The organism is Pseudomonas sp. Marseille-P9899 (assembly GCF_903166565.1).
In the GTDB taxonomy this organism is placed as follows: Bacteria; Pseudomonadota; Gammaproteobacteria; order Pseudomonadales; family Pseudomonadaceae; genus Aquipseudomonas; species Aquipseudomonas huaxiensis.
Window position 1 is genome coordinate 183,020 of the sequence record NZ_CAESCG010000002.1, and the last position, 24,762, is coordinate 207,781.

A 24,762-nucleotide genomic window follows, 5' to 3' on the forward strand; every position below is an offset into this window, starting at 1 on the left:
GTTGTGAGCAAGTCGATTCTGCTGGTCGACGACGACCAGGAAATCCGTGAGCTGTTGCAGACCTACCTGAGCCGCAGTGGCTTCCAGGTGCAGGCCGTCGCCGATGGCGCGGGCTTTCGCCAGGCACTGGATGCCGGCGCCTGCGACCTGGTGATCCTCGACGTGATGCTGCCCGACGAAGACGGTTTCAGCCTGTGCCGCTGGGTGCGCCAGCACCCGCGTCAGGCGCAGGTGCCGATCATCATGCTCACCGCCAGTTCCGACGAAGCCGACCGCATCATTGGCCTGGAACTGGGCGCCGACGACTACCTCGGCAAGCCGTTCAGCCCGCGCGAGTTGCAGGCGCGGATCAAGGCGTTGCTGCGCCGCGCCGGCTTCCAGGCGTCGGGTGGCGAGGTGCTGGTCTTCGATGAGTGGCGTCTGGACACGGTCAGCCACCGCCTGTTTCACCGCGACGGCGAGGAGGTGATTCTGTCTGGTGCCGACTTCGCCCTGCTCAAGCTGTTTCTCGATCACCCGCAGCAGATCCTCGACCGCGACACCATCGGCAACGCCACTCGAGGCCGCGAGCCGATGCCGCTGGACCGGATCATCGACATGGCGGTCAGCCGTCTGCGCCAGCGTCTGCGCGACACCGACAAACCGCCGCGGCTGATCCGCCCCGTGCGCGGCAGCGGCTACCTGCTGGCGGCCAGCGTTGCGCCCTCGCACTGAGCCACGCTGGCGCCTGCCGCTACCGCGTTCGCTGCTGGGGCGGATGCTGCTGCTGACCTTGTTGGTGGTGCTGGTGGCGCAGGGGCTGTCGAGTTTCATCTGGCTGTCGCAACTGCGCGCCAGCCAGCGCGAAGGCCTGGTGGCCAGTGCCCGCAGCCTGGCCCATTCGATGAGCGCCAGCGTCAGCTACTTTCGCTCGCTGCCGCTGGCGTACCGCCCGCTGGTGCTCGACCAGTTGCGCAGCATGGGCGGCACGCGTTTCTTCGTTTCCCTCAATGACCGGCCGCTGGACATGCGCGTGCTGCCCTCGACGCCGCGCAAGCAGGCGGTGGTGTCGGCGGTGGACGAGGTGCTGCGCCAGCGCCTGGGCGAGGCGATGCAGATTTCCGTCGAGTTTGTCAGCCCGCAGGACCTGCGCATCTTCAACAGCGGCCTGAAACTGGACGAACTGCCGCGCTCCTGGGCGCACTACGCGCTGACCCTGGAGCCGGTCGATCCGCCGGTGCTGGTGACCCAGATCCGCCTGGCCGAAGGCGAATGGCTGTACATCGCCTCGCTGCTGCCCGAGCCCTACACCAGCCTCGAAGACGAAGGCCTGCCGCGTCAGCAGGTGTGGTTCATCGCCTTGACCAGCTTCTTCCTGCTGCTGTTCATCGGCCTGCTGGTGCACTGGCAGAGCCGCCCGCTCAAGCGCCTGGCGCTGGCCGCGCGGGAGATGTCACTGGGCGCCGAGGTCGAGCCGGTGGTGGAGGGCGGTGGCAGCGAAGTGGTGGAAGTGGCGCGAGCCTTCAACGCCATGCGCGAGCGCATCAGCCGTTACCTCACAGAGCGCAGCCAGTTGTTCAGCGCGATTTCCCATGACCTGCGCACCCCCATCACCCGCTTGCGCCTGCGTGTCGAGCTGCTGGAAGACGAGGCGGTGCAGGCCAAGTTCGGGCGGGACCTCGATGAGCTGGAGATGCTGGTCAAGGGCGCCCTGCAATGTGTGAAAGACACTGATATCCACGAGAACATCGAGCCGATTGACCTCGACCTGATGCTGGAATGCCTGGTGGAACCGTACCTGGCCAGTGGGCGGGTCACGGTGCAGGGCCGGGTGGAGGCGCCGTACCCCGGCAAGCCGCTGGCGTTACGGCGCTGTATCGGCAACCTGATCGACAACGCGCTGAAGTATGGCGAGCGCGCTCACCTGTGGATCATCGACAGCGCTCACAGCTTTGTGCTTCAGGTCGATGACGAAGGACCGGGGGTGCCGGCGCAGCAGTTGGAACAGGTATTCGAACCGCATTTCCGTCTGGCCGGGCAGCAGCAGGGATATGGGTTGGGATTGGGGATTGCGCGGAATATCGCCCATAGCCATGGGGGCGAGGTGAGTTTGCGTAATCTGCGGGAGGGTGGGTTGCGGGTAACGTTGAGTTTGCCTCGGTATTTGGGGTGATTTAGCGACTCGTCAGTCATTATTTCGCATGTTAAATAATAGCTTTGCACTCATTCCCTCAGGCCCACCATGACCAAGTCCTCCCACGCAATCACCTGCTCCGACGGCCTTATCCTCCGCGCCACGCTGTTCGGTGATCCCAATGCCGCCAAGGCGCTGGTGCTGCTCAATCCCGCCACCGGCGTGACCGAACGCATGTACGCAGCCTTCGCCAGCTACCTCGCCGAGCAGGGTTTCCTGGCCCTGACCTACAACTACCGCGGCGTGCAGGTCGGCACACCGGCCAAGGCCGTCGATGCCGGGTTCAGTACCTGGGCCGACCTCGATGTAGAAGCCGTGACCCATTGGGCCGCACGGGAATTTCCGGACCTGCCGCTGCTGGCGGTCGGGCACAGTTTCGGCGGCCATGCGTTTGGCTTGTGCGAGAGCAGCCGGCTGCTCAGCGGCGCGGTGATGATCACCTCGCAGGCCGGCTGCCTGCGCTTTATCCGGCCAACCGCCGAACGCCTGCGGGTGACCGCCTTGCTCAAGCTGATCGGTCCGTTCTGTGCGCGGGTGCTCGGTTATGTGCCGGGGCGCAAACTGGGCATCGGCGAAGACCTGCCGGCCAAGGTGATGCTGGAATGGAGCCGCTGGACCTCGCTGCCCAATTACTTTTTCGATGACCCGACGATGAACGCCGTCGAGCGTTTCCGCAGGCCCAGGATGCCGGTGCTGTCGATCGGCTTCGAGGACGATCCATGGGCGCCCGCCGAAGCCATCGACCTGATGAGCAGCCACCTCACCGAGTGCACCGTCGAGCGCCGCCAATACGGCCCGGCGGACAGCGACGGCCAGGCCATCGGGCACCTCGGGTTTTTCCGTGACCGCCACGCCAGCACCCTGTGGCCGGTGGTCAGTCAGTGGCTGGCGCAACGTATCGAGGCACGAGACTGATGACCTTTGATCGCCGCTACATGTACCTGCTCAACACCGCGCAGAAGCGCTTGCGCCGGCACCTTGAGCAGCGCGCGGAAAACAGCGCGGGGATCAGCGTGGTGCAGGCCGGCGCGCTGTTCGCCCTGCTGCGCCAGGACGGCGCCTTGAGCACGGAACTGGCCAGCCAACTGGATATCGCGCCGTCGGCGATGACCGGGCTGGCTGACCGCATGCTGCGTGCGGGCCTGCTGGAACGCCGGGTCGATGAGCAGGACAAACGCATCAACCGGCTCTGGCTGACGACGCATGGTCGTGACGTGGCGCTGACCGCCCAGGGCGAGCTGGCGCCGCTGAACCACAACCTGACCGAGGGTTTCAGCGACGCGGAAATGCAGGTGGTGTCGCGCTGGCTGGCGGCGGTGAGCGAGCGTTTCGGCTGAATGTCACCGGCTGGTGACATTCGCGCGTCCCTTCGTTACGTCGCAGCGCGGCAGGCTGATTAGACTCGAATCAAACGCCCGCCCCTGTGCCGGCCATAACAACAAGAAAAGGTCTTTGCCGATGAATGCGCTTCCCCGCCTCGCCGCCGTCGTGTCCCTCGCTTCCCTGTTCCCGCTAAGCGCCCTGGCCGATGATCCCGGCACGGTAGAAGTGCTGCATTGGTGGACCTCGGGCGGCGAAGCCAAAGCGGTGGAAACCCTGAAGGAACAGGTGAAGAAAGACGGTTTCATCTGGAAGGACAACGCCGTCGCGGGCGGCGGCGGTGCCGCGGCCATGACCGTGCTCAAGACCCGCGCTATCTCCGGCAACCCACCCGCCGCCGCGCAGATCAAGGGCCCGGACATCCAGGAGTGGGGCGCGCTGGGCCTGCTCACCGAACTGGACGATGTAGCCGTGGCCAACAAATGGGACAGCCTGCTGCCGCCGAAAGTCGCCGAGATCATGAAGTACGACGGTCACTACGTTGCGGTGCCGGTGAACATCCACCGGGTCAACTGGCTGTGGATCAACCCGCAGGTCTTCGACAAGGCCGGGGCCAAGGTGCCGACCACCCTCGACGAACTGTTCGCCGCCGCTGACAAACTCAAGGCCGCCGGCTTCATCCCCCTGGCCCACGGTGGCCAGCCGTGGCAGGACAGCACCGTGTTCGAGGATGTGGCGCTGAGCATCCTCGGTCCGAAGACGTACCACGCGGCCTTCGTTGATCTGGATGAGAAGACCCTGACCGGCGCGCAGATGGTCGAGGTCTTCGCCACGCTCAAGCGGCTCGGCACCTATATGGACCCGAACCGCGCCGGGCGCGACTGGAATATCGCCGCCGCCGAGGTGATCAGCGGCAAGGCCGGCATGCAGATCATGGGCGACTGGGCCAAGAGCGAATGGACTGCCGCCGGCAAGGTTGCGGGCAAGGATTACCAGTGCGTGCCGTTCCCCGGCACGCAGGGCAGCTTTGCCTACAACATCGATTCGCTGGCGATGTTCAAGCTCAAGAACGCCAACGACATCAAGGCCCAGAACGACCTGGCCAAGGTCGCCCTGGAGCCGGAATTCCAGACCGTGTTCAACCAGAACAAAGGCTCGCTGCCGGTGCGCCAGGACATGGATATCAGCCAGTTTGATGCCTGCACCCAGAAGTCTGCGGCGGACTTCAAGCAAGCGGCGCAGGGCGACGGGCTGCAACCGAGCATGGCGCACAACATGGCGACCAGCCTGGCGGTGCAGGGGGCGATCTTCGATGTCGTCACCAACTTCCTCAATGATCCTGGGGCAGAGCCGGCGACGGCGGTGAAGCAATTGAGCGCGGCGATCAAAGCGGCCCGTTAGGGGGGCCATCGCGAGCAAGCTCGCTCCTACAGGGGCGCAGCATTGTTCAGAACCCTGTAGGAGCGAGCTTGCTCGCGATGGGTCGTAACGCGACCCCGTCCTCGGGACTTAATCATGAACACTGCAATCGCCTTACGGCGAGCCTCCCCTCTGGACGCCCTCCAGCGCTGGCTGCCGAAACTGGTCCTGGCCCCCAGCATGCTGATCGTTCTGGTGGGCTTCTACGGCTACATCCTCTGGACCTTCGTCCTGTCCTTCACCAACTCCAGTTTCATGCCCAGCTACAAATGGGTCGGCCTGGCCCAGTACGCCCGACTGATGGACAACGACCGCTGGTGGGTGGCGAGCAAGAACCTGCTGCTGTTCGGCGGCCTGTTCATCAGCATCAGCCTGGTGGTCGGGGTGCTGCTGGCGGTGCTGCTGGACCAGCGCATCCGTCGCGAAGGCTTTATCCGCACGGTCTACCTGTACCCCATGGCGCTGTCGATGATCGTCACCGGTACCGCCTGGAAATGGCTGCTCAACCCCGGTCTTGGCCTGGACAAACTCCTGCGCGACTGGGGCTGGGAGGGCTTTCGCCTGGACTGGCTGGTGGACCCCGACCGGGTCGTCTACTGCCTGGTGATCGCGGCCGTCTGGCAGGCGTCGGGCTTTGTCATGGCGCTGTTTCTCGCCGGCCTGCGCGGCGTCGATCCGTCGATCATCCGCGCCGCCCAGGTCGACGGCGCGAGCCTGCCGCGCATCTACCTGCGCATCGTCCTGCCGAGCCTGCGCCCGGTGTTTTTCAGTGCGCTGATGATCCTCTCGCACATCGCGATCAAGAGCTTCGACCTGGTCGCCGCGATGACGGCCGGCGGCCCCGGCTATGCCTCGGACCTGCCGGCGATGTTCATGTACGCCTTCACCTTCAGTCGCGGGCAGATGGGCATGGGTTCGGCCAGCGCAATCCTGATGCTGGGCGCGATTCTCTCGATCCTGGTGCCGTACCTGTATTCGGAACTGCGGGGCAAACGCCATGACTAGCTCGCTGCGCCTGAGTCGCCTGGCCATCTACGCAACCCTGCTGCTGGCCTGCGCGGTGTACCTGATCCCGCTGCTGGTGATGCTGCTGACCAGCTTCAAGACCCCGGACGATATCCGCACCGGCAACCTGCTCAGTTGGCCCGAAGTGATCACCGGCATCGGCTGGATCAAGGCCTGGGACACGGTGGGCGGCTACTTCTGGAACTCGGTGAAGATCACCGTGCCGGCGGTGCTGATCTCGACCCTGCTCGGTGCGCTCAACGGCTATGTGCTGTCGATGTGGCGCTTTCGCGGTTCGCAACTGTTCTTCGGCCTGCTGCTGTTCGGCTGCTTCCTGCCGTTCCAGACCGTGCTGCTGCCGGCCTCGTTCACCCTCGGCAAATTGGGCCTGGCCAGCACCACCACCGGCCTGGTGCTGGTGCACATCGTCTACGGCCTGGCGTTCACCACGCTGTTTTTCCGCAACTACTACTGCAGCATTCCGGGCGCCCTGGTCAGCGCCGCGCGGCTCGACGGCGCGGGCTTCTTCACGATTTTCGGGCGGATCCTGCTGCCGATGTCGGTGCCGATCATCATGGTCTGCCTGATCTGGCAGTTCACCCAGATCTGGAACGACTTTCTCTTCGGCGTGGTGTTCGCCAGTGGTGACGCCCAGCCCATCACCGTGGCCCTGAACAACCTGGTGAACACCAGCACCGGGGTCAAGGAATACAACGTCGACATGGCCGCGGCGATGATCGCCGGACTACCGACCCTGCTGGTCTATGTACTGGCGGGCAAATACTTTCTGCGCGGGCTCACCGCTGGCGCGGTCAAGGGGTGAAACATGGCAACGCTTGAACTGCGCAACGTCAACAAGACCTACGGCAGCGGTCTGCCGGACACCTTGAAAGACATCGAACTGAAGATCGACTCCGGTGAGTTCCTGATCCTCGTCGGCCCGTCCGGCTGCGGCAAGTCGACCCTGATGAACTGCATCGCCGGGCTCGAACAGATCAGCGGCGGGGCGATCCTGGTGGACGACGCCGACATCAGCGGCATGAGCCCCAAGGACCGCGATATCGCCATGGTGTTTCAGTCCTACGCGCTGTACCCGACCATGAGCGTGCGCGACAACATCGCCTTCGGTTTGAAGATCCGCAAGATGCCGGCGGCGGCCATCGATGAAGAGGTGGCGCGGGTGTCGCGGCTGTTGCAGATCGAGCACCTGCTGGCGCGCAAGCCCGGCCAGTTGTCTGGCGGCCAGCAGCAGCGCGTGGCGATGGGCCGGGCGCTGGCGCGGCGGCCGCGGATCTACCTGTTCGATGAGCCGCTGTCCAACCTCGACGCCAAGCTGCGGGTGGAGATGCGCACCGAAATCAAGCTGATGCACCAGCGCCTGAAAACCACCACGGTCTACGTCACCCACGACCAGATCGAGGCCATGACCCTGGGCGACAAAGTGGCGGTGATGAAGGACGGGGTGATCCAGCAGTTCGGCACGCCGCAACAGATCTACAACGATCCGGCCAACCTGTTCGTCGCCAGTTTCATCGGCTCGCCGCCGATGAACTTCATTCCGTTGCGCCTGCAACGTCGGGAAGGTCGCCTGCTGGCGCTGCTCGACAGCGGCCAGGCCCGTTGCGAGCTGCCATTGGGTATCAGCGAGGCGGGGCTGGAAGAGCGCGATGTGATCCTCGGTATCCGCCCGGAACAGATCAGCCTCGCGCCGACCACGGCCAACGGCCTGCCGACCATTCGCGCCGAGGTGCGGATCACCGAGCCCACCGGCCCGGACCTGCTGGTGTTCGTCACCCTCAACCAGACCAAGGTCTGCTGCCGGCTGTCACCGGACATGCCGGCGCAGGTGGGCGACAGCCTGAACCTGCAATTCGATCCGGCCCGGGTGCTGCTGTTCGACGCGGTCAGCGGCGAACGCCTCGGGGCGGTCGGCAGTTCGCCCAGCGCCAAAGGCAACGTGGCGCAGTTCAAGGGCCGTTGAACGTTGGCAACAACGCGTGATCACCATCGATAACAAGAAACGAGGAAATAACGGATGGAGTACTTCAAGCGCAGTCTGTCTTTGAGTCCGCTGGCGTTGCTGGTGGTCCTCGCGAGTAGCGGGGCGCAGGCCGCCGCAGCCTTCGACCCGTCATCGAAATGGATGAGCGGCGACTGGGACGGCAGCCGCACCGCGTTGCTGGAAAAGGGCTACGACTTCAGCCTCGACTACGTCGGCGAGGTCGCCGGCAATCTGCATGGCGGCTACAACCACGACCGCACCGCCCGCTACAGCGATCAGTTCGCCCTCGGGGTGAAACTGGATTTGCAGAAGATCCTTGGCTGGCACGATGCCGAGTTCAAGCTGGCGATCACCGAGCGCAGTGGCCGCAACCTGTCCAACGACCGCATCAGCGACCCGCGTGCCGGGCAGTACAGCTCGGTGCAGGAGGTCTGGGGCCGTGGCCAGACCTGGCGGTTGACGCAGATGTGGGTCAAACAGAAGTACTTCGACGGCGCGCTGGATGTGAAAGTCGGCCGCTTCGGCGAAGGCGAGGATTTCAACAGTTTCCCCTGCGACTTCCAGAACCTGGCGTTCTGCGGCTCGCAGGTGGGCAACTGGGTCGGCGGCATCTGGTACAACTGGCCGGTCAGCCAGTGGGCGCTGCGGGTCAAATACAACATCACCCCGGAGTTCTTCGCCCAGGTCGGGGTGTTCGAACAGAACCCCTCCAACCTCGATACCGGCAACGGTTTCAAGCTCAGCGGCAGCGGCACCAAGGGCATGATCCTGCCGGTGGAGCTGGTCTGGTCGCCGCAGGTGAGCGGGCTGCCGGGGGAATACCGGCTGGGTTACTACTACAGCACCGCCAAGGCCGATGATGTCTTCGACGACATCAACGGCCAGCCCCAGGTGCTGACCCGTGCCGCCAGCCGGCAGCACTCCAGCAAGCATGGTGCGTGGGTCGTGGCGCAGCAGCAGGTCACCACGCACAACGGCGATGCCAGCCGCGGCCTGAGCCTGTTCGCCAACCTCACCGTGCACGACAAGGCCACCAACATGGTGGACAACTACCAGCAGGTGGGCCTGGTCTACAAAGGTGCTTTCGATGCGCGGCCCAAGGACGATATCGGCTTTGGCGTGGCGCGAATCCACGTCAACGACGACGTGAAGAAGAGGGCGGAGTTGCTGAATGCGGCGAGCGGTATTCAAGACTACGACAACGCAGGGTTCGTGCCGCTGCAACGCACCGAGTACAACGCCGAGCTGTATTACGGCTTTCACGTCACCAACTGGCTGACCGTGCGGCCGAACCTGCAGTACATCAAGAGCCCGGGGGCGGTGGACGAAGTGGATAATGCGCTGGTGGCGGGGGTGAAGGTGCAGTCGTCGTTCTGAGGTCGGGTTGTAGTAATTCTACAAACCTTGAGGGCCTCATCGCCGGCAAGCCAGCGATGAGCATGGGTATCTACAAATCTCGCAGGTAAGCAAAAAGCTTCAGGCCACCACAAACTGTGGGAGCGGATTCACCGGACGCCGGACCGCCGCGAAGGGCCGCAAAGCGGCCCCAAAACCATCCCGCACGAGGTGGCTGTCTATGTTCGGTATTTCTTTCGACCTCAGGATGCCTGAATGTGAGATCCCAAACCGCCAGAAACAAGGTGCTGGATGGATTTAGGGCCGCTTTGCGGCCCTTCGCGGCGGTCCGGCGTCCGGTGAATCCGCTCCCACAGGATTGCAAGTGGCTGACGGTTTGCGATTACCTGGGAGATGTGTAGATACCCATGCAGCGATGAAGCCCTTGAAAGCAACCAGAATCTTGAATCAACCCAGCTCATCATCCAGCGGATACCGGCTCGCATTCAGGCTTTCCTTGATCTTGCGCAGGTGCGGCTGGAAATCCACGCCGCGGCGCAAGGTCATGCCGGTCGCCAGCACATCCAGCACCGTGAGCTGAATGATTCGCGAGGTCATCGGCATATAGATGTCGGTGTCTTCCGGCAGCGGGATGTTCAGGCTCAGGCTGCTGGCTGCGGCCAGCGGCGAATTGGCGGCGGTCAGGGCCAGTACCGAGGCGCCGTTGTCGCGGGCCAGGCGGGCGACTTCCACCAGTTCGCGGGTGCGTCCGGTGTAGGAGATGATCACGAACACGTCGCCGGTGTGCGCCACCGATGCCAGCATGCGCTGCATCAGCACGTCGGCGTGGGCCGAGACGGCGAGGTTGAAGCGGAAGAATTTGTGCTGCGCATCCAGCGCCACCGGCGCCGAAGCACCGAGGCCGAAGAAGTGGATCTGACGGGCCTGGATCAGCATGTCGACGGCGCGGCTGATGATGTTCGGATCAAGTTGCTGGCAGGCCGTGTCCAACGAGGCGATGGCGCTGCCGAAGATCTTCTGGGTGTAGGACGCCGGGTCGTCGTTCGGCTCCACCGCGCGGCTGACGTAGGCGGCGCCGCTGGCCAGGCTCTGCGCCAGTTGCAGCTTGAGTTCCGGGTAGCCACTGACACCGAACGAGCGGCAGAAACGGTTGACCGTCGGCTCGCTGACCTTGGACGCCTGGGCCAGCGCCGCGATGCTGAAACGGGTGGCTTGCTGGGGGCTTTGCAGGATGACTTCGGCGACTTTACGCTCGGCCTTGTTCAAATCGTCGAGACGGCCCTGGATCTGCTCCAGGAGGTTTCGCACGCGGTCCATGAGGGTTTCCTTGGGTCAGGGAGACAGCCATTGGTCGGAGCCAGGCTGTTGTAACGATGGCTTATCGTACTGATGGCACCGTTAGTGCACCACTTCAATCTGTCTGGCAGGTCAAATGTTGTTGTTTTTACTACATTGATTCTTGATTCCTACGTCTGAAAACGGTATTTCTACGTCCACTTGGTAAAAGAACCGACATTATGTCTTCGATCAGCGTTGAGCCCTGCACCTTTGCCCTGTTCGGCGCCCTTGGCGACCTGGCGTTGCGCAAGCTGTTCCCGGCGCTCTATCAACTGGACCGGGCCGAGTTGCTGCATCCGCAGACCCGCGTGCTCGCCCTGGCCCGTGAAGCCGGTACTGCGCAGCAGCACCTGGCGGCCATCGAAGCGCACCTGCATGAATTCCTCGCACCTGCCGACCTCGACAGCGCTGCCCTGCAGCGTTTTCTGGGGCGGCTGCACTACCTGCACATGGACTTTCTGCAGGCCCAGGACTACCCGGCGCTGGTCGAGCAGGTTGATCCCGCTGCGCCGCTGATCGCCTACTTCGCCACGCCCGCAGCGGTCTACGGCGGGATTTGCGAGAACCTCGCCAAGGCCGGCCTCAGCGAGCGCACCCGGGTGGTGCTGGAAAAACCCATCGGCCATGACCTGGAGTCGTCGCGGCGGGTCAACGATGCGGTGGCGCAGTTCTTCCCGGAAAACCGCGTCTACCGGATCGACCACTATCTGGGCAAGGAAACGGTGCAGAACCTGATCGCCCTGCGCTTCGCCAACAGCCTGTTCGAAACCCAGTGGAACCAGAATTCCATCTCCCATGTGGAGATCACCGTCGCCGAGAAGGTCGGGATCGAAGGCCGCTGGGGCTACTTCGACAAGGCCGGCCAGTTGCGCGACATGATCCAGAACCACCTGCTGCAACTGCTCTGCCTGATCGCCATGGACCCGCCCAGCGACCTGTCGGCCGACAGCATCCGCGACGAGAAGGTCAAGGTGCTCAAGGCACTGGCACCGATCGGCGGCCAGGGCCTCGGCACCTGTGTGGTGCGCGGCCAGTACATTGCCGGCCACAGCGGCGACAAAGCGGTGCCTGGCTATCTGGAAGAAGACAACGCCAACACCCACAGCGACACCGAAACCTTTGTCGCCCTGCGCGCCGATATCCGCAACTGGCGCTGGGCCGGGGTGCCGTTCTATCTGCGCACCGGCAAGCGCATGCCGCAGAAGCTGTCGCAGATCGTCATCCACTTCAAGGAGCCGCAGCACTACATCTTCGCCGCGGAACAGCGTTTGCAGATCGGCAACAAGCTGATCATCCGCCTGCAGCCGGACGAAGGTATCTCGCTGCGGGTGATGACCAAGGAGCAGGGCCTGGACAAAGGCATGCAATTACGCAGCGGCCCGCTGCAACTGAATTTCTCCGACACCTGGCGCACGGCACGCATCCCCGATGCCTACGAGCGCCTGTTGCTGGAGGTGATGCGCGGCAATCAGAACCTGTTTGTTCGCAAGGATGAAATCGAATATGCGTGGAAGTGGTGCGACCAGTTGATCGCTGGCTGGAAACAGTCCGGCGATGCGCCCAAGCCGTATGCGGCGGGGACCTGGGGGCCGATGGCGGCGGTCGCACTGATTACCCGTGATGGGAGGTCGTGGTATGGCGATATCTGAGTTGCAGTGGCCGGCGTCGGTCACCGCGCGAGCGTTCAAGAGTCCGGCGCAGCTTGCGCAACGGTTGGCGGCGGATGTCGCCGAGCGCTTGCGCGCAGCCATTGCCGGGCAGGGCAGGGCGACCCTGGTGGTGTCCGGTGGACGCAGCCCGGTGGCGTTCTTCGAGGCGCTGGGGCAGGAAAAACTGGACTGGTCGAAGGTGCTGATCAGCCTCGCCGACGAGCGCTGGGTGCCGGTGGAACATGCCGACAGCAACGCCGGCCTGCTGCGCCGTCACCTGCTTCAAGGTGAGGTGGCCAAGGCGCGTTTCCTTGGGCTTTACCGCGCGGCCGCCAACCTCGACGCCGCCGCATTGGAAGCCGATCAGGCCCTGGCCGAGCTGCCGCCGATCGACGTGCTGGTGCTGGGCATGGGCGATGACGGCCACACGGCCTCGCTGTTCCCGGGGAGCCCGAACCTGGCCGAGGGTTTGCGTGCGGACGGAGAGCGTCGCGTCCTGCCGATGCTCGCGCCGAGCGTGCCGCATCAGCGCCTGAGCCTGACCCGGCGACTATTGGCCACAGCCGCTTTCACCGCCTTGTCCGTGCAAGGCGAGGGCAAACTCGCTACGCTGCGCGCCGCGCTGGCCGACGACGACCTGACGCAGATGCCGATTCGCGCCTTTCTTCACGACCCCCTGGACATCTACTGGTGCCCATGAGCCAAGGATCTCAGCCATGACCACGCTCGAACGCCCAAAGCCATTGCTCACCATGGCTGAAAAAATCGCCCGGATCGACGCGATCTGCGGCCAGGCGCGCATCCTGCCGGTGATCACCATCGCCCGCGAGGCAGACATCCTGCCCTTGGCCGACGCCTTGGCCGCCGGTGGCATCCGCACGCTGGAAGTGACCTTGCGCTCCGAGCATGGCCTCAAGGCCATCAAGCTGCTGCGTGAGCAGCGCCCGGAACTGTGCATCGGCGCCGGTACGGTGCTCGATCGCAACCTGTTCGCTGCGGTCGAAGAGGCGGGTGCGCAATTCGTGGTCACCCCCGGTATCACCCCGGAAATTCTCCAGGCCGGTGTCGACAGCGATATCCCGCTGCTGCCGGGCATCAGCACGCCTTCGGAAATCATGATGGGCTACGCCCTCGGCTACCGGCGCTTCAAGCTGTTCCCGGCGGAAATCAGCGGTGGCATTGCGGCGATCAAGGCTTATGCCGGCCCCTTCGCCGACGTGCGCTTCTGCCCGACGGGCGGGGTCAAGCCGGACAACCTGAAAAGCTACATGAGCCTGTCCAACGTGATGTGCGTGGGCGGGACCTGGATGCTCGACAGCGGCTGGATCAAGAACGGCGACTGGGCCGCAGTAGAGAAGTGCAGCGCCGAGGCGATGGCGCTGCTGAACGAATAACCATTACGTTGTGTGTTTTACGGCTTTTCGGGGCGCTTGGTCGGCGCCCCTTTTTTTTGTGGCAAGAGCGCAACAATCGCCCTAGGCTCTGTATGAAAAGCCTTGAGACGAAGGTCAGGCAAGGCGAAAACAGCCGAGGAAGCGGAGTTTACGGGTTGTAAATGAGCATTCCGAGGCTGTTTTCAACGCAGCATCACCGAGTATCAAGGCTTTTCATACAGAGCCTAGAAGAAAACCATCTTCATCGTGTAGTACACCCACATTATGAAAATGAGCACGGCTAGCCAGGCCAGGCTCTTGTGCAAGGTTGTGCTGGTGGTAACGAAGGCCAATTTCTTCTCGAACGCAGTCAGTGTTGGCGACTCGAAGGTCAGTCGTTGCTTGAAGTATTCCGACACGCCCTGCTCGATCAATTCGTCATTGCATTCGACGCCTTGGCTTTTGTAATACGTCCGAATCCGCTCCGCGACTTCCGCCTCGCGCTTGGCCAGGTCGAGGTGTTCCTCGATTTCCATCCGCCGGTGGCGCAAGTCATCGACGAGCGCCATGGCCCCCATCTGTTCGGCAAGCCGCCCGCCGCTCATTGCACGGCCTTGGTCAGCAGCGTCCGCACCGGCGCTTTCTGGACGGACCTGGGCATGTTGAGGCCGATGGTGTGCAAGCCGGTGACGGCATGTTCAAGGCATTGGCTCATGGCGTATCCCTGCTGAGGTTGATGTGTGGGCATCGTCGAAAGGCTGGCTTCGATTCTTGAACAGATCGATCAGGTCATGCTGTTCCAGATTGCGTTTCATGTAGCTGGAGATCAGTTGCGGGATATCCAGCGACGGCGGGTAGTCCTCGAAGCGTTCGTCGCTATACAGGCAGGCGCAGGGACCTGCGATCGGAGTCATCGTGTGGCAGGCACAATCGCACCGGGAGGGACATTGGAAGTCGCGCATCCGCAGCCCATGCAGCGCATATTGCAGTTCGCGAGCACGGGCATATTGCTCGCCGGCCTTGCGTGTACTGCGCTTCAGGTCCTCCAGTGCGCTGCTCAGCGCCTGCAGTTCTTGTGCGTGCTTGTTGAAGAGTTGCGCTTCGGCCGGGGCCCGTGGAACCAGGCCCTGGATGAATGTCCCCAGGTCGGAGCTCCCGGCCTGGTCGACTATCAGGCTGGCGGCCTTGTGCAGGGCTTCGTCCTGCAGGTCGAGAAGTGGGCGCAAGGTTTGATGGACAATGTTCGCCTTCGACTTGGCGGCGATGATCTGCTTGGCGAGCAGGGTGCGTTTGAACGCCGAAGGGTCGTCTGTCACCGGGCTCAATGCTTCTCTCCACCCCGCCTGCTTGCGTTGCTCAAGTGTGGCGATCCGTTGGGCTTGAACATCGCGGTCGGCCTCGACGGTGCGCGGCATTTCCCTGAGCAACAGTTCATTGCGTTGGTTCTGGGTGAAGTTGATCTTTTTCATCAGCCATGCCACCAGCTTCTGGTGTAGCCAACTGCCTTTGTACCGTTCGATATCGTGCGTGTACTCACGCAGGTAGCTGTAAAAACGGTCCGCCTCATACGCCGGCAGTTTGCTGTCGCGCTCCTCGACCAGGCGCGGAAGGGCTGCTTCCAGGCGCTTGTGGGTGGCTCGCGAGAGTTCCAGCTCTTTGAACAACGCTATGTAATCAGGGTTGAAGCGATGCTCGCGCCACAGTGCGCGCAGCTTGATTTCCCGTTCGGCGACCACGCTCCGGTAGTCCGTGAGCAACGGCAGGATGTCTTCCTCGGCGCGCTCCAGGCGCAACCACTCGCGGGCCAGCAGTTGTTCGCGGTCGCGCAGTAATTGACGAACCTGTTGCTCGCTGGAATTGTTGTGGTAGAAGCGGACCTGGGGCCGTCCGTTCAGCGCGCAGATAACGTCCTGCTTGAGCAGCAGGTCGTTCATGGTAAGCCTCGAAAGTGCTCGTCGCCGTTCGTTGAGAATCAGTTCGTGCTGGCGCGAATTGTCTTCGACCAGCGCAAGGAGGGTGCCGGGTGTCATGCGAGAGGAGTGCTCATCAGTGTCCTTTCTTGATGGGGTGCTGCCGGTTCAGTCTCGCTGGGTCCGCGCAACAAGCATCGAACGCAGAATACTGAGATATTCCTCCGGCTGCACCCATAAAAAAGTCGCCTGCAAGGCGCTGTTGGCGGGTGTTTACTGCTGAGTCGTCTGTGTTTGAGCTTCCTGATAAGCCTTGGAAAACCCGCGGCTGAAGCCGCTGCAGAACGACGTCCCAAACAGAATGGCGAACGCCAGCATGAAAATCAGCCACAGGCGAAACGCATTGCTGATGATGAGCCGGCCGAAAAACCTCTCCCTGAAGTTCATGGGCTTTGCTTCGAACACCAACCGATGCTGGAAGAATTCCCGCACGCCCTCATTCACCAGTTCGTCATCGCACTCGATGCCCTGGCTCTTGTAATAGGCCCGGATACGCTCCGCGACTTCCGCCTCGCGCTTGGCCAGATCAAGGTGTTCCTCGATCTCCATGCGGCGGTGGCGCAGGTCGTCGACGAGGGCCATGGCCCCCATCTGTTCGGAAAGACGCCCGTTGCTCATTGCGCCGCCTTGGTCAGCAGTTCGGCGAAGGCGCGCTTGGCATCTTCGACGGCGCTGGCGATGTCCTCTGCCGCCTTGGTGGACTCGGTGCGGTAGGTGTCGGTCAGGGTTTTCATGTCGTTCTGGAACGCCAGGGTGGCCTGGGCCAGGGCGCGCACGGAGTCGACGCGGATGGTCGAACCGTAACTGGCTTTCAGCGCATCGTTGAGTTGCTGCTGGGTGTTGCTGCCGAGGGCTTCCAGGCCTTTGCTGATGCCGTCGGTGGTGGCGTTGAGGGTGTTGGTCGCTTCCGCCATGCCCTGGTTGGCCGAGAACGACACTGCCAGGCTGGTGAGGACGATCTCGTTGGTGGAGAAGAACGACACCATGCGCTGGTATTGGCGCTCTTTCACCACATGCACCTGGCTGATGCGGGCGAAGACCATTTCCGCCGTGTTGTAGCCAACCCGCAGGTCGTCGGCGATGTCCTTGATGATCTGGTAGCGCTTGTCTTCGTTCTGCAGTTCACGCACGGCCAGGTCGCGTTTGAGTTCCAGCGCAGAGCGTTCCGCCCCGGCCAGTTCGCCGGCAGCTGTCACGTTGGTGTTTGCCTCGTCCAGTTCGCGGCTGCGTTGTGCCAGGGCCTCGGTGGCCACGGCCAGCACTTCCTGGGCGTTGACCTCGGCGGTCTTCATCGCCAGGCGGAAATCCATGTAGGACTCCAGAATCGCGTTTTCCCGCACGATCTGCTCATTGGCCAGTTTGCAGGCCTGCATGTAGTGCTTGCGGATGTCTTCGAAACGGCTGGGGATCGAGCCACGGCGCACGTTCATCCAGGTCAGCTTAAGGCGCTCCACGGTGTCGAGGCGGCCGTCTTCCATCCACAAGGCCATGGCGGCGGCGTCTTCGCGGATCGAGGTGAAGCTGTTGGTAATGTTCATGAAGCGGGTGGACACGTCCATGCCCTGGATCTGGTCGCGGACCATGCTGTTGAAGCTGGTGGACTGCTGTAGCACGGCGGCGATGGCGGTGACTTTCTCGTTGTCGTACTGCGCGACCTTGTCCAGCAACGCCAGCACTGGCGCTTCCTGAACAGGCTTGGGCATGTTGATGCCGATGGTGCGCAGGCCGGTGACGGCACGTTCGAGGTATTGGCTCATGGGGTGTCCTTACGAAGAAGAGAGTTCGGTGGCTGCGCCGGGCGCCGTTGTCGCCGGCTCTGGCACCTGATCGTTGAATAACAACCGTTGGTCGTTGAACAGGCTCATCAGGTCGTCCAGCGCCAGGTTTCGTTTCATGTAGCCAGTGATAAGGCCGGTGCAGTCCAGCTCGGGCGAATAGGTGTAGTAGCGTTCGTCGTCGTACATACAGGGACACTGGCCCTGGAAGTCCTCATCGTGGTGGCAGGCGCAGGTGCACTGCTCGTCACACTCGGTTTCTTCCTCGCGCAAACTGCGCAGACCCCATTCCAGCTCCTTGGCGTGGTGGTAGTCCTCCAGGGCCTTGTCGACGTTTTCCTCCAGGCCCTCGACCCGGTTGCTCGAATCAGCAAGCTTGCTCCAGTACTGGTTGAGCGTGTTGCTGTGTTCGGGGCACTCGTTCACCAGCATTTCGAGGATGTCATCGATGCTGTGGTTGCCCAGTTGGGCGTCGATCCAGCGCTCGATGTCCTGGGTGTAGCTGTCTTCGCAATCGATGAAGAGCACAAGCTGGTCGTAGGCCGCATTGGCCCGCGTCTTGGCGGCGATGATCTGCTTGGCCAGCAGTGTCCTGCGCAGCGTCGTGGCATCGGCACGCAGCCCGCCGCCAGCCTTCGCCCAGTTCGCCACATTCTGCTCATCGAGCGTCAGCAGCCTTGCGTTGTGCGCTTCCACCAACGTTGCGACGCTGTCGGGCATGGAGCGCAGAATCAGTTCGTTGCGGCGGGTTTCGCGGTAATTGACCTTGCTCGCCAGCCAGTCATCACACTGGCGGAACAGCCGCCCGCGGGAATAGTCATCCGTGCCATAGCGCCGGGTGCGCAGGTACACGTAGAACGGGTTGGTTTCGTAGGCCGGCATCTTCTTGTCGCGCTCTTCGACGAGCTGCGCCAGCGAGTCTTGCAAGCGTTGCCGCGCCTGGATGATGTCTTGCCCCTGGCGCATCAGCGAGGTGTAGTCCGGGTGCAGGATGTGCGCCTGCCACAACAGCGGAAGTCGCTGCTCCCGCTGGTTGACCAGCGCGCGGAACTCGCTGACCAGTTGGGTGATGTCGTTCTCCACTTCTGCCAGTTGCGCGCGGTATTTCGACTCCTGCTGCTGGCGTTCCTGCAGCGCGTGGCGCACCTGCTGATCGAGGGCCGGGTGCTCGATCGGCGCGGCTTCGATACGGCGCAGGTTGGCAATGGTGTCCTGGGTCAGCAGCATGTCCTGGGCGGTGGCTTTCAACAGTGTCGTCTGAAATCCGGTCAGGATGTTTTCGTAGTGGCGAACGTTGTCTTCGACAAGCGCCATGAGGGAGCCGGGAGTCATGGGCGTGGGTGTCCGGAGTCTTGAGGCGGCAGGTCGTGAGCAGGTCGGGAGGTGCTCGGAGGGAAGCTCATTTCGTCCGTGATCTCGATGCGGTGAGGGGTTAACGCGGTCGTCGCAGTATATCCAGCAGCACAAGCAAAATAATGGCATTTTCCCAGGTGTTCAAACAAAAAAAGCCCGCCTCCAGAGAGGCGGGCTTTTCAGTGTGACGACAGCGCGGTCTGGCTTACGCCGCCTTTGCTGCCTGCTGGCTCAGGGAGCGGTTCAGCGCGCTGAACAGGGCCTTGAAGCTGGCGGTGGTGATGTTTTCATCGATGCCTACGCCGTGCACCGGACGACCACCGGCAACGCGCAGTTCGATGTACGCCGCGGCCTTGGCGTTGGTGCCGGCGCCGATGGCGTGTTCGTTGTAGTCCATGATTTCCACGGCGACCGGCAGGCCGGCAACCAGGGCTTCCAGGGCGCCGTTGCCCTTGCCGCGCCAGTGCAGGGTGGTCTCGCCTTCACCGGCGACTTCCACTTCCACGGCGCTGTGGCCGTTTTCTTCCTGCAGGCGATGGCTGACCAGCGCATACGGCGCGTTGGCCTGGAGGTATTCGCGGTGCAGCAGGTTGTAGATCTGCTGTGCAGTCATTTCCAGGCCCAGACGGTCGGTTTCACCCTGGACAACCTGGCTGAACTCGATCTGCATGCGGCGCGGCAGGCTGATGCCGTATTCCTGTTCGAGCAGGTAGGTGATACCGCCTTTGCCCGACTGGCTGTTGACGCGGATGACCGCCTCGTCGCTGCGGCCGATGTCGGCCGGGTCGATCGGCAGGTACGGCACTTCCCACAGGGTGCCTTCTTTCTGCTGGGTGAAGCCCTTGCGGATGGCGTCCTGGTGCGAGCCGGAGAACGCGGTGTGAACCAGGTCGCCGACATACGGATGACGTGGGTGCACCGGCAACTGGTTGCATTCCTCGACGACCTTGCGCACGCCGTCGATGTCGGAGAAGTCCAGCTCAGGGTCGATGCCCTGGGTGTAGAGGTTCAACGCCAGGGTCACCAGGTCGACGTTACCGGTACGCTCGCCGTTGCCGAACAGGCAGCCTTCAGCGCGGTCGGCGCCAGCCATCAGACCCAGTTCGGTGGCGGCGACGCCGGTGCCACGGTCGTTGTGGGTGTGCAGGCTGATCAGCACGCTGTCGCGGCGGTTGACGTTGCGGCAGAACCATTCGATCTGGTCGGCGTAGACGTTCGGCGTCGAGACTTCGACGGTGGCCGGCAGGTTGAGGATGATCTTGTGGTCCGGGGTCGGGTTCCAGACTTCGATGACCGCGTCGCAGACTTCCTTGGCGAACTCCAGTTCGGTGGCGCTGAAGGTTTCTGGCGAGTACTCGAAGGTCCAGTGGGTTTCAGGCTGCTGGGCGGCGTATTTGACGAACAGCTTGGCCGCGTTCACCGCGATGTCCTTCACGCCTTGCTTGTCCTGGTTGAAGACAATGCGGCGGAACGACGGGCAGGTGGCGTTGTACAGGTGGACGATGGCTTTTTTCGCGCCACGCAGGGACTCGAAGGTCCGCGCGATGAGGTCTTCGCGCGCCTGGGTCAGGACCTGGATGGTGGTGTCGTCAGGGATGTGGCCGTCTTCGATCAGGGTACGCACGAAGTCGAAGTCGGTTTGCGAGGCGGACGGGAACGACGCCTCGATCTCTTTCACGCCAACGCTGACCAGGGTCTTCCAGAAACGCAGCTTCTTCTCGGCATCCATCGGCTCGATCAGCGACTGGTTGCCGTCGCGCAGGTCGGAGCTGCACCAGATCGGCGCCTTGGTGATGGTCTTCGACGGCCAGGTACGGTCAGGCAAGTCGATGGTCGGGAAGGCGCGGTATTTCTTCGAAGGGTCTTTGAGCATGGACATCAGAGCAATCCTTTAAATGCGGCCTGGAACGGGCCTGCCGGATACGAATTTTTTTGGAATGGGCGAGGCGACGCGATTCAGCTTGGTAGTCGTGCACTGACCAGGCAAAGGCTGCGGTGTTGGCGGAGCAGGATGAGGGTTTTGGCGGTTTTCATGCCCTCAACCCTAACCAGTGGGGTGAAAGATGGCAAGCGCCTGGGGAAAATTGATAGAAATGTGCGGAAACAGCTTTTTATCGACATTTAATAGCGGTTTGTAACGAAAAAGACCGCGTCGGTTGCGCGGTCTTTTTGATTGGCGCAAGCACGCCGTTCCAGCGCTGGCTCAGGGCTGGAAAGCACCGATGAAAATTGCCGGATCGACCCGTGCATCGTTGAGGCTGATGTTCCAGTGCATGTGCGGCCCGGTGGCGCGGCCGGTGGAGCCGACCTTGCCGACCACCGCGCCGCGGCTCAGGACCCGGCCGGTCTTCACGTCGATTTTCGACAGGTGGCAGAACATGCTGATGAAGCCCTGGCCGTGATCGACGAACACCGTGTTGCCGTTGAAGAAGTAGTTGCCGGTGAGGATCACCTTGCCGTTGGCCGGGGTCTTGATCGGCGTCCCGGCGGGTACGGCGAAGTCCAGGCCGGAATGCGGGTTGCGTTCTTCGCCGTTGAAGAAGCGGCGCACGCCGAAGCGGCTCGACAGCGGTCCGCTGACCGGTTTGTCCAGCAGCAGGTTGCTCGGCGTGCCCGGGCTGAAGCTGCGGTAGGCCTTCAGTTGCTCGGCCAGTTCGGCGTCGATGCGCTTGAGGTCGGCCGGGTTCGGGTTGACCTGGCGCTGGTTCTTCAGGGTGATGTGCTGTTCCTGATACTTCTTGCTGCCGACGTTGAAGTTCAGCGTGCGGGAGCCCTGGGTAAGGCTGGCGGCGCCCGGCTTCTGGGTCAGCGGAATGCCGACGATGGCCAGCCAGTTGTCCTGCTCCTTGACCACCAGCACCGGCTTGCCGTCGAAACGGGCGGTCAGTGGCTGGGCGGACGGGCCGAGGTCGACCACGGCGACGCCGCCGGGCACCGGCTTGTTCAGTTGGCGGGTGATGTAGCTGGCCTGGGCACTGCTGGCGAAGGTCAGGCAGAGCAGGAGCAGCGAGGCGAACAGTCTTGGCATGGATTCAGTCCAGTAGGGAAAGCGTGACCGGCGTCTGGTGGTTGTCTTCGACCCGCACCAGCAATTCGCCTTCGCCCAAGCGGGCTTTCAGGCGCTGGCCGTTGTGCGTCTGCGCGGCGCTACGGATCGCCTGGCCGCGCTCGTCGAGCAGGATGCTGTAGCCGCGACCCAGCGTGGCCAGCGGGCTGACCACTTCGAGCATTTGCACCTGGCTCTGGAGCTGTTGGCGGCGGTCCTTGAGGGTGTCGCGCATGGCGCGCGGCAGGCGCTCGGCGAGGTTGTCGAGGCGTTCCTTGAGCAGCGCCAGGGTGCGCCCGGGATGTTGCGCGGCGAGGCGCGTGTCGAGTCGCGCCAGGCGCTCGCGGCGCTGGTTCAGGCGCTGCTCGAAGGCGCGGCGCAAACGCATGTCCAGGTCGTCCAGGCGCTGCGCCTGCTGACGCAGCCGTTCGCCGGGGTGACGCAGGCGCCGGGCCAGGCTGTCGAGGCGCAGGCGATCGTGGGCCAGGCGGCTTTGCATGCGCAACAGCAGGCGCCGTTGCAGGCTTTCCAGGCGGCGTTGCAGGTCGCTGCTGTCCGGCGCCAGCAGCTCGGCGGCGGCCGACGGCGTCGGGGCGCGGACGTCGGCGACGAAGTCACTGATGGACACATCGGTTTCATGGCCGACGGCACTGACGATCGGCGTGACACAGGCGGCGATGGCGCGGGCCACGGCTTCTTCGTTGAAGCACCAGAGGTCTTCCAGCGAGCCGCCGCCACGGGCCAGGATCAGCGCGTCGAAGCCCTGGGCATCGGCCTTTTGCAGGGCGCGGACGATTTGCCCGATGGCTTCGCGGCCCTGCACGGCGGTGGGGATCAGGTTCAGCTCGACCTGCGGCGCACGGCGGCGGAACACGCTGATGATGTCGCGGATCACCGCGCCGGTCGGCGAACTGATGATGCCGATGCGTTGCGGGTGAGCGGGCAGGGCGCGCTTGCGTTCGGCGGCGAACAGGCCTTCGGCGCTGAGCTTTTCCTTCAGGGCGTCGAAGGCCAGACGCAGGGCGCCGTCGCCGGCTGGCTCGACGGTGTCGAGGATCAGTTGGTAGTCGCCGCGGCCCTCGAACAGCGAGACCTTGCCGCGCACCTTGACTGCCAGGCCGTCGCGCAACGCCTGGCGAACCCGCGCGGCGTTATTGCGAAACAGCGCGCAACGCACCTGGGCGCCGCTGTCCTTGAGGGTGAAATAGACGTGGCCGGAAGCCGGGCGGGCGAGGTTGGATATCTCGCCCTCGACCCAGATATTGCTGAAAACATCTTCCAGCAGCACGCGGGCGCGGCCGTTGAGTTGGCTGACGGTGAGGACTTCACGGTCGAGGCCGAGGCGTTCGAAAGGGTCTCTGATCATGGGGCGGCACTATAAAGGATCGCGGGGTGGAGTGTCCTGTGTATCCGGTACATAGGACAACGCCCTGAGGGGCTGTAGAAATTACAGCGGTCTTTGTCAGTCACTGCTTGACTCTGAAGTCACTAGAGGGTTTATCGTCCCCTCCATCGAAGTATTCAATGGACCGCACAAACCGCCCTGGCTTGTGATCTTCAACAAGGATGTTGATGAAATGAACGATCCCTGATTCCCCTCCCTTACTGCGCGAAGCATAACTTCTTCGCGTGCCCTCACGTTCGTCCGTACAACCCGGCCTGATTGAATGGCCGCTGTTGCGCTGTCTGCTGGGCGCTGAAAAACATCAATAACAACATCGAACGTCAAACGTTCGGTCCGTGGCTACCTGCGCTTGTGTGTTTTTACAATAAACATCAATGGAAATGAGGAACTTCATGAACAGCAGCGATTTCTCCGCACGCCTGAAAGAGTTGGGTATCGACCCCATGAAAGCGGCGGCTGCATCGGTTTCGGAACTTTATCGGTTGCCGCAGAGCACACTCGATGAAATCAAGACGTCGTTGATTGTCGACGCCTTCCGTTTTCACTATCGCAATAACGCCTATTATCGGCAGGCCTGTAACAGCAAGGGCATCACTGAATACAGCATCGCGACCTTCGATGATCTGATCCGCATTCCGCTGGTGCCGATTGCCAAGTTCAAGTCCGCCAGCAGTCACGAATTGCTGTCCAAGCCACTTGCGCAGATCGAACACGAAATGCGCAGCACCGGCACCAGCGGTATTCCGAGTATTTCCCGGCGCTGCCATGAAACCGTCGATGTCGCGGTGGTGGCGATCTATGCGATGTACCGCGAGTTCCTCGGCATTTCCAAAGGCGCGGGCTTGTATATCTGCCCGTCCACCGAGGAAATCCCGGAGATGGGCATGATCAAGGCACTGAACATGCTCGCCGGCATGCTCGATACCCATCGGTTCATGGTCAAGCAGGAGCGCTTCGTTCCCGAGCAGGCCATCGAACAGCTCAAGGGCTGGGAAAACCAGTTCACCCGCCACATCATCGGCCCGCCGTTCCTGATCTATCGCCTGCTGCAGTTCCTCAAGCAGACCGGCCAGCGCCTGACCCTGGACCGCGGCAGCCGGGTGATCACCCTCGGCGGCTGGAAGCGCTTTACCGGGCAGATGATTTCGCGCCGCGAATTCAACCTGATGTGCCAGGAATACCTCGGCATCGATCCAGGTTCGGTGCGCGATATCTACGCGCTGGTGGAATCCAACGTCATGGCCATCGATGACGAACATCAGGTCAAGCATGTCTCGCCGTATGTGCACTTCACCGTTCGCGACGTGAACGATCTGAGCCGCGAAGTCGCACCGGGAGAGAGGGGCGTGCTGGGCATTCTCGATCCGCTGGCACTGGCGACGCCGGGGATGATTCTCACCGAGGACATCGTTGTCCTGTTGCCTGGCGAAAGTCCGTCGGGGCGCAGTGGCCAACGCATGGAATACATCATGCGCGCGCCTACTTCCCTGGAGTTCGGTTGCTGTGCGGTGAACCTGGAAAAAACCATGGACGGACAAACCTCGAGCACCTGCCCGATTGCCAGTTGATAGTGTGGAC

22 protein-coding genes are annotated in these 24,762 nt (G+C 62.8%); 13 read left to right on the forward strand and 9 right to left on the reverse strand.

The features are described 5' to 3' along the window. Positions 1-3 precede the first annotated feature (3 nt). The 9 genes from HWV67_RS10090 (at position 4) to HWV67_RS10130 (ending at position 9,296) form a co-directional block, all read left to right on the forward strand. Positions 4-714 (forward strand): response regulator, encoded by a 711-nt coding sequence (locus HWV67_RS10090; protein WP_175651121.1) that lies wholly within the window; start codon positions 4-6, stop codon positions 712-714. 43 nt (positions 715-757) lie between these two features. Next, complete coding sequence (locus HWV67_RS10095; RefSeq protein ID WP_175651916.1) at positions 758-2,152, forward strand: ATP-binding protein; 1,395 nt, start codon at positions 758-760, stop codon at positions 2,150-2,152. A 69-nt stretch (positions 2,153-2,221) separates the two neighbouring features. Next, a complete protein-coding gene (locus HWV67_RS10100; protein ID WP_175651122.1) occupies positions 2,222-3,088 on the forward strand; it encodes an alpha/beta hydrolase family protein in 867 nt (288 codons plus the stop codon). Beyond that, the gene (locus tag HWV67_RS10105) at positions 3,088-3,510 is read left to right on the forward strand and encodes a MarR family winged helix-turn-helix transcriptional regulator (protein ID WP_175651123.1); all 423 of its coding nucleotides are present in this window, start codon (positions 3,088-3,090) and stop codon (positions 3,508-3,510) included. The genes HWV67_RS10100 and HWV67_RS10105 overlap by 1 nt, the downstream gene beginning before the upstream one ends. A 121-nt stretch (positions 3,511-3,631) precedes the next feature. Further along, the gene (locus HWV67_RS10110) at positions 3,632-4,894 is read left to right on the forward strand and encodes an ABC transporter substrate-binding protein (RefSeq protein WP_175651124.1); all 1,263 of its coding nucleotides are present in this window, start codon (positions 3,632-3,634) and stop codon (positions 4,892-4,894) included. 114 nt (positions 4,895-5,008) lie between these two features. Then, a complete protein-coding gene (locus HWV67_RS10115) occupies positions 5,009-5,917 on the forward strand; it encodes a carbohydrate ABC transporter permease (RefSeq protein WP_175651125.1) in 909 nt (302 codons plus the stop codon). After that, positions 5,910-6,740, forward strand: coding sequence for a carbohydrate ABC transporter permease (locus HWV67_RS10120; protein ID WP_175651126.1), 831 nt, complete (start codon positions 5,910-5,912; stop codon positions 6,738-6,740). Before HWV67_RS10115 ends, HWV67_RS10120 begins: the two co-directional genes overlap by 8 nt. 3 nt (positions 6,741-6,743) lie before the next feature. Next, positions 6,744-7,898, forward strand: a complete 1,155-nt coding sequence (locus tag HWV67_RS10125) for an ABC transporter ATP-binding protein (RefSeq protein WP_175651127.1) — start codon at positions 6,744-6,746, stop codon at positions 7,896-7,898. 54 nt (positions 7,899-7,952) lie between these two features. After that, positions 7,953-9,296, forward strand: coding sequence for a carbohydrate porin (locus HWV67_RS10130; protein ID WP_175651128.1), 1,344 nt, complete (start codon positions 7,953-7,955; stop codon positions 9,294-9,296). A gap of 426 nt (positions 9,297-9,722) precedes the next feature. Here the strand turns inward: HWV67_RS10130 and HWV67_RS10135 are convergent, their stop codons facing one another. Continuing rightward, positions 9,723-10,583, reverse strand: a complete 861-nt coding sequence (locus tag HWV67_RS10135) for a MurR/RpiR family transcriptional regulator (protein ID WP_218241215.1) — start codon at positions 10,581-10,583, stop codon at positions 9,723-9,725. A 209-nt stretch (positions 10,584-10,792) separates the two neighbouring features. On the opposite strand from HWV67_RS10135, the gene zwf reads away from it, so the two are divergent. From zwf to HWV67_RS10150, 3 genes are read left to right on the forward strand one after another with little or no spacing between them, the layout of a single operon-like run. Beyond that, the gene (gene zwf, locus HWV67_RS10140; protein WP_175651129.1) at positions 10,793-12,262 is read left to right on the forward strand and encodes a glucose-6-phosphate dehydrogenase; all 1,470 of its coding nucleotides are present in this window, start codon (positions 10,793-10,795) and stop codon (positions 12,260-12,262) included. Next, positions 12,249-12,962, forward strand: a complete 714-nt coding sequence (gene pgl / locus HWV67_RS10145) for a 6-phosphogluconolactonase (protein ID WP_110968146.1) — start codon at positions 12,249-12,251, stop codon at positions 12,960-12,962. The genes zwf and pgl overlap by 14 nt, the downstream gene beginning before the upstream one ends. Positions 12,963-12,978: 16 nt before the next feature. Beyond that, positions 12,979-13,656, forward strand: coding sequence for a bifunctional 4-hydroxy-2-oxoglutarate aldolase/2-dehydro-3-deoxy-phosphogluconate aldolase (locus HWV67_RS10150; RefSeq protein ID WP_110968147.1), 678 nt, complete (start codon positions 12,979-12,981; stop codon positions 13,654-13,656). A gap of 224 nt (positions 13,657-13,880) precedes the next feature. On the opposite strand, the gene HWV67_RS10155 is transcribed toward HWV67_RS10150, so the two are convergent. The 8 genes from HWV67_RS10155 to xseA form a co-directional block, all read right to left on the reverse strand. Continuing rightward, positions 13,881-14,240, reverse strand: a complete 360-nt coding sequence (locus HWV67_RS10155) for a DUF6384 family protein (RefSeq protein WP_175651130.1) — start codon at positions 14,238-14,240, stop codon at positions 13,881-13,883. Positions 14,241-14,333: 93 nt separating this feature from the next. Continuing rightward, complete coding sequence (locus HWV67_RS10160) at positions 14,334-15,569, reverse strand: hypothetical protein (protein WP_175651131.1); 1,236 nt, start codon at positions 15,567-15,569, stop codon at positions 14,334-14,336. Positions 15,570-15,818: 249 nt separating this feature from the next. After that, a complete protein-coding gene (locus HWV67_RS10165) occupies positions 15,819-16,223 on the reverse strand; it encodes a DUF6384 family protein (protein ID WP_175651132.1) in 405 nt (134 codons plus the stop codon). Beyond that, positions 16,220-17,362 (reverse strand): merozoite surface protein 3b, encoded by a 1,143-nt coding sequence (locus HWV67_RS10170; RefSeq protein WP_175651133.1) that lies wholly within the window; start codon positions 17,360-17,362, stop codon positions 16,220-16,222. Before HWV67_RS10170 ends, HWV67_RS10165 begins: the two co-directional genes overlap by 4 nt. Before the next feature lie 9 nt (positions 17,363-17,371). Next, complete coding sequence (locus tag HWV67_RS10175) at positions 17,372-18,712, reverse strand: hypothetical protein (RefSeq protein WP_175651134.1); 1,341 nt, start codon at positions 18,710-18,712, stop codon at positions 17,372-17,374. Between the two features lie 226 nt (positions 18,713-18,938). Beyond that, a complete protein-coding gene (leuA, locus tag HWV67_RS10180) occupies positions 18,939-20,612 on the reverse strand; it encodes a 2-isopropylmalate synthase (RefSeq protein ID WP_175651135.1) in 1,674 nt (557 codons plus the stop codon). Positions 20,613-20,936: 324 nt separating this feature from the next. Beyond that, positions 20,937-21,761 (reverse strand): peptidoglycan DD-metalloendopeptidase family protein, encoded by an 825-nt coding sequence (locus HWV67_RS10185; protein ID WP_175651136.1) that lies wholly within the window; start codon positions 21,759-21,761, stop codon positions 20,937-20,939. A 4-nt stretch (positions 21,762-21,765) separates the two neighbouring features. Next, entirely contained in the window at positions 21,766-23,145 is a 1,380-nt protein-coding gene (xseA, locus tag HWV67_RS10190) for an exodeoxyribonuclease VII large subunit (protein WP_175651137.1), read from the reverse strand. 431 nt (positions 23,146-23,576) lie between these two features. Here xseA and HWV67_RS10195 point away from each other — a divergent pair, with 431 nt between their 5' ends. Next, positions 23,577-24,752: a LuxE/PaaK family acyltransferase gene (locus HWV67_RS10195; protein ID WP_175651138.1), complete on the forward strand. Its 1,176-nt coding sequence runs from the start codon at positions 23,577-23,579 to the stop codon at positions 24,750-24,752. Positions 24,753-24,762: the final 10 nt, after the last annotated feature.

Bases quoted from the DNA above. Each gene is read 5' to 3' on its own strand.
- HWV67_RS10100 (WP_175651122.1), top strand. From the start codon at position 2,222: ATGACCAAGTCCTCCCACGCAATCACCTGCTCCGACGGCCTTATCCTC.
- leuA (WP_175651135.1), bottom strand. From the start codon at position 20,612: ATGTCCATGCTCAAAGACCCTTCGAAGAAATACCGCGCCTTCCCGACC.
- HWV67_RS10110 (WP_175651124.1), top strand. From the start codon at position 3,632: ATGAATGCGCTTCCCCGCCTCGCCGCCGTCGTGTCCCTCGCTTCCCTG.
- HWV67_RS10195 (WP_175651138.1), top strand. From the start codon at position 23,577: ATGAACAGCAGCGATTTCTCCGCACGCCTGAAAGAGTTGGGTATCGAC.
- xseA (WP_175651137.1), bottom strand. From the start codon at position 23,145: ATGATCAGAGACCCTTTCGAACGCCTCGGCCTCGACCGTGAAGTCCTC.
- HWV67_RS10125 (WP_175651127.1), top strand. From the start codon at position 6,744: ATGGCAACGCTTGAACTGCGCAACGTCAACAAGACCTACGGCAGCGGT.
- HWV67_RS10115 (WP_175651125.1), top strand. From the start codon at position 5,009: ATGAACACTGCAATCGCCTTACGGCGAGCCTCCCCTCTGGACGCCCTC.
- pgl (WP_110968146.1), top strand. From the start codon at position 12,249: ATGGCGATATCTGAGTTGCAGTGGCCGGCGTCGGTCACCGCGCGAGCG.
- HWV67_RS10155 (WP_175651130.1), bottom strand. From the start codon at position 14,240: ATGAGCGGCGGGCGGCTTGCCGAACAGATGGGGGCCATGGCGCTCGTC.
- zwf (WP_175651129.1), top strand. From the start codon at position 10,793: ATGTCTTCGATCAGCGTTGAGCCCTGCACCTTTGCCCTGTTCGGCGCC.
- HWV67_RS10095 (WP_175651916.1), top strand. From the start codon at position 758: ATGCTGCTGCTGACCTTGTTGGTGGTGCTGGTGGCGCAGGGGCTGTCG.
- HWV67_RS10185 (WP_175651136.1), bottom strand. From the start codon at position 21,761: ATGCCAAGACTGTTCGCCTCGCTGCTCCTGCTCTGCCTGACCTTCGCC.
- HWV67_RS10165 (WP_175651132.1), bottom strand. From the start codon at position 16,223: ATGAGCAACGGGCGTCTTTCCGAACAGATGGGGGCCATGGCCCTCGTC.
- HWV67_RS10120 (WP_175651126.1), top strand. From the start codon at position 5,910: ATGACTAGCTCGCTGCGCCTGAGTCGCCTGGCCATCTACGCAACCCTG.
- HWV67_RS10175 (WP_175651134.1), bottom strand. From the start codon at position 18,712: ATGACTCCCGGCTCCCTCATGGCGCTTGTCGAAGACAACGTTCGCCAC.
- HWV67_RS10130 (WP_175651128.1), top strand. From the start codon at position 7,953: ATGGAGTACTTCAAGCGCAGTCTGTCTTTGAGTCCGCTGGCGTTGCTG.
- HWV67_RS10105 (WP_175651123.1), top strand. From the start codon at position 3,088: ATGACCTTTGATCGCCGCTACATGTACCTGCTCAACACCGCGCAGAAG.
- HWV67_RS10150 (WP_110968147.1), top strand. From the start codon at position 12,979: ATGACCACGCTCGAACGCCCAAAGCCATTGCTCACCATGGCTGAAAAA.
- HWV67_RS10160 (WP_175651131.1), bottom strand. From the start codon at position 15,569: ATGAACGACCTGCTGCTCAAGCAGGACGTTATCTGCGCGCTGAACGGA.
- HWV67_RS10170 (WP_175651133.1), bottom strand. From the start codon at position 17,362: ATGAGCCAATACCTCGAACGTGCCGTCACCGGCCTGCGCACCATCGGC.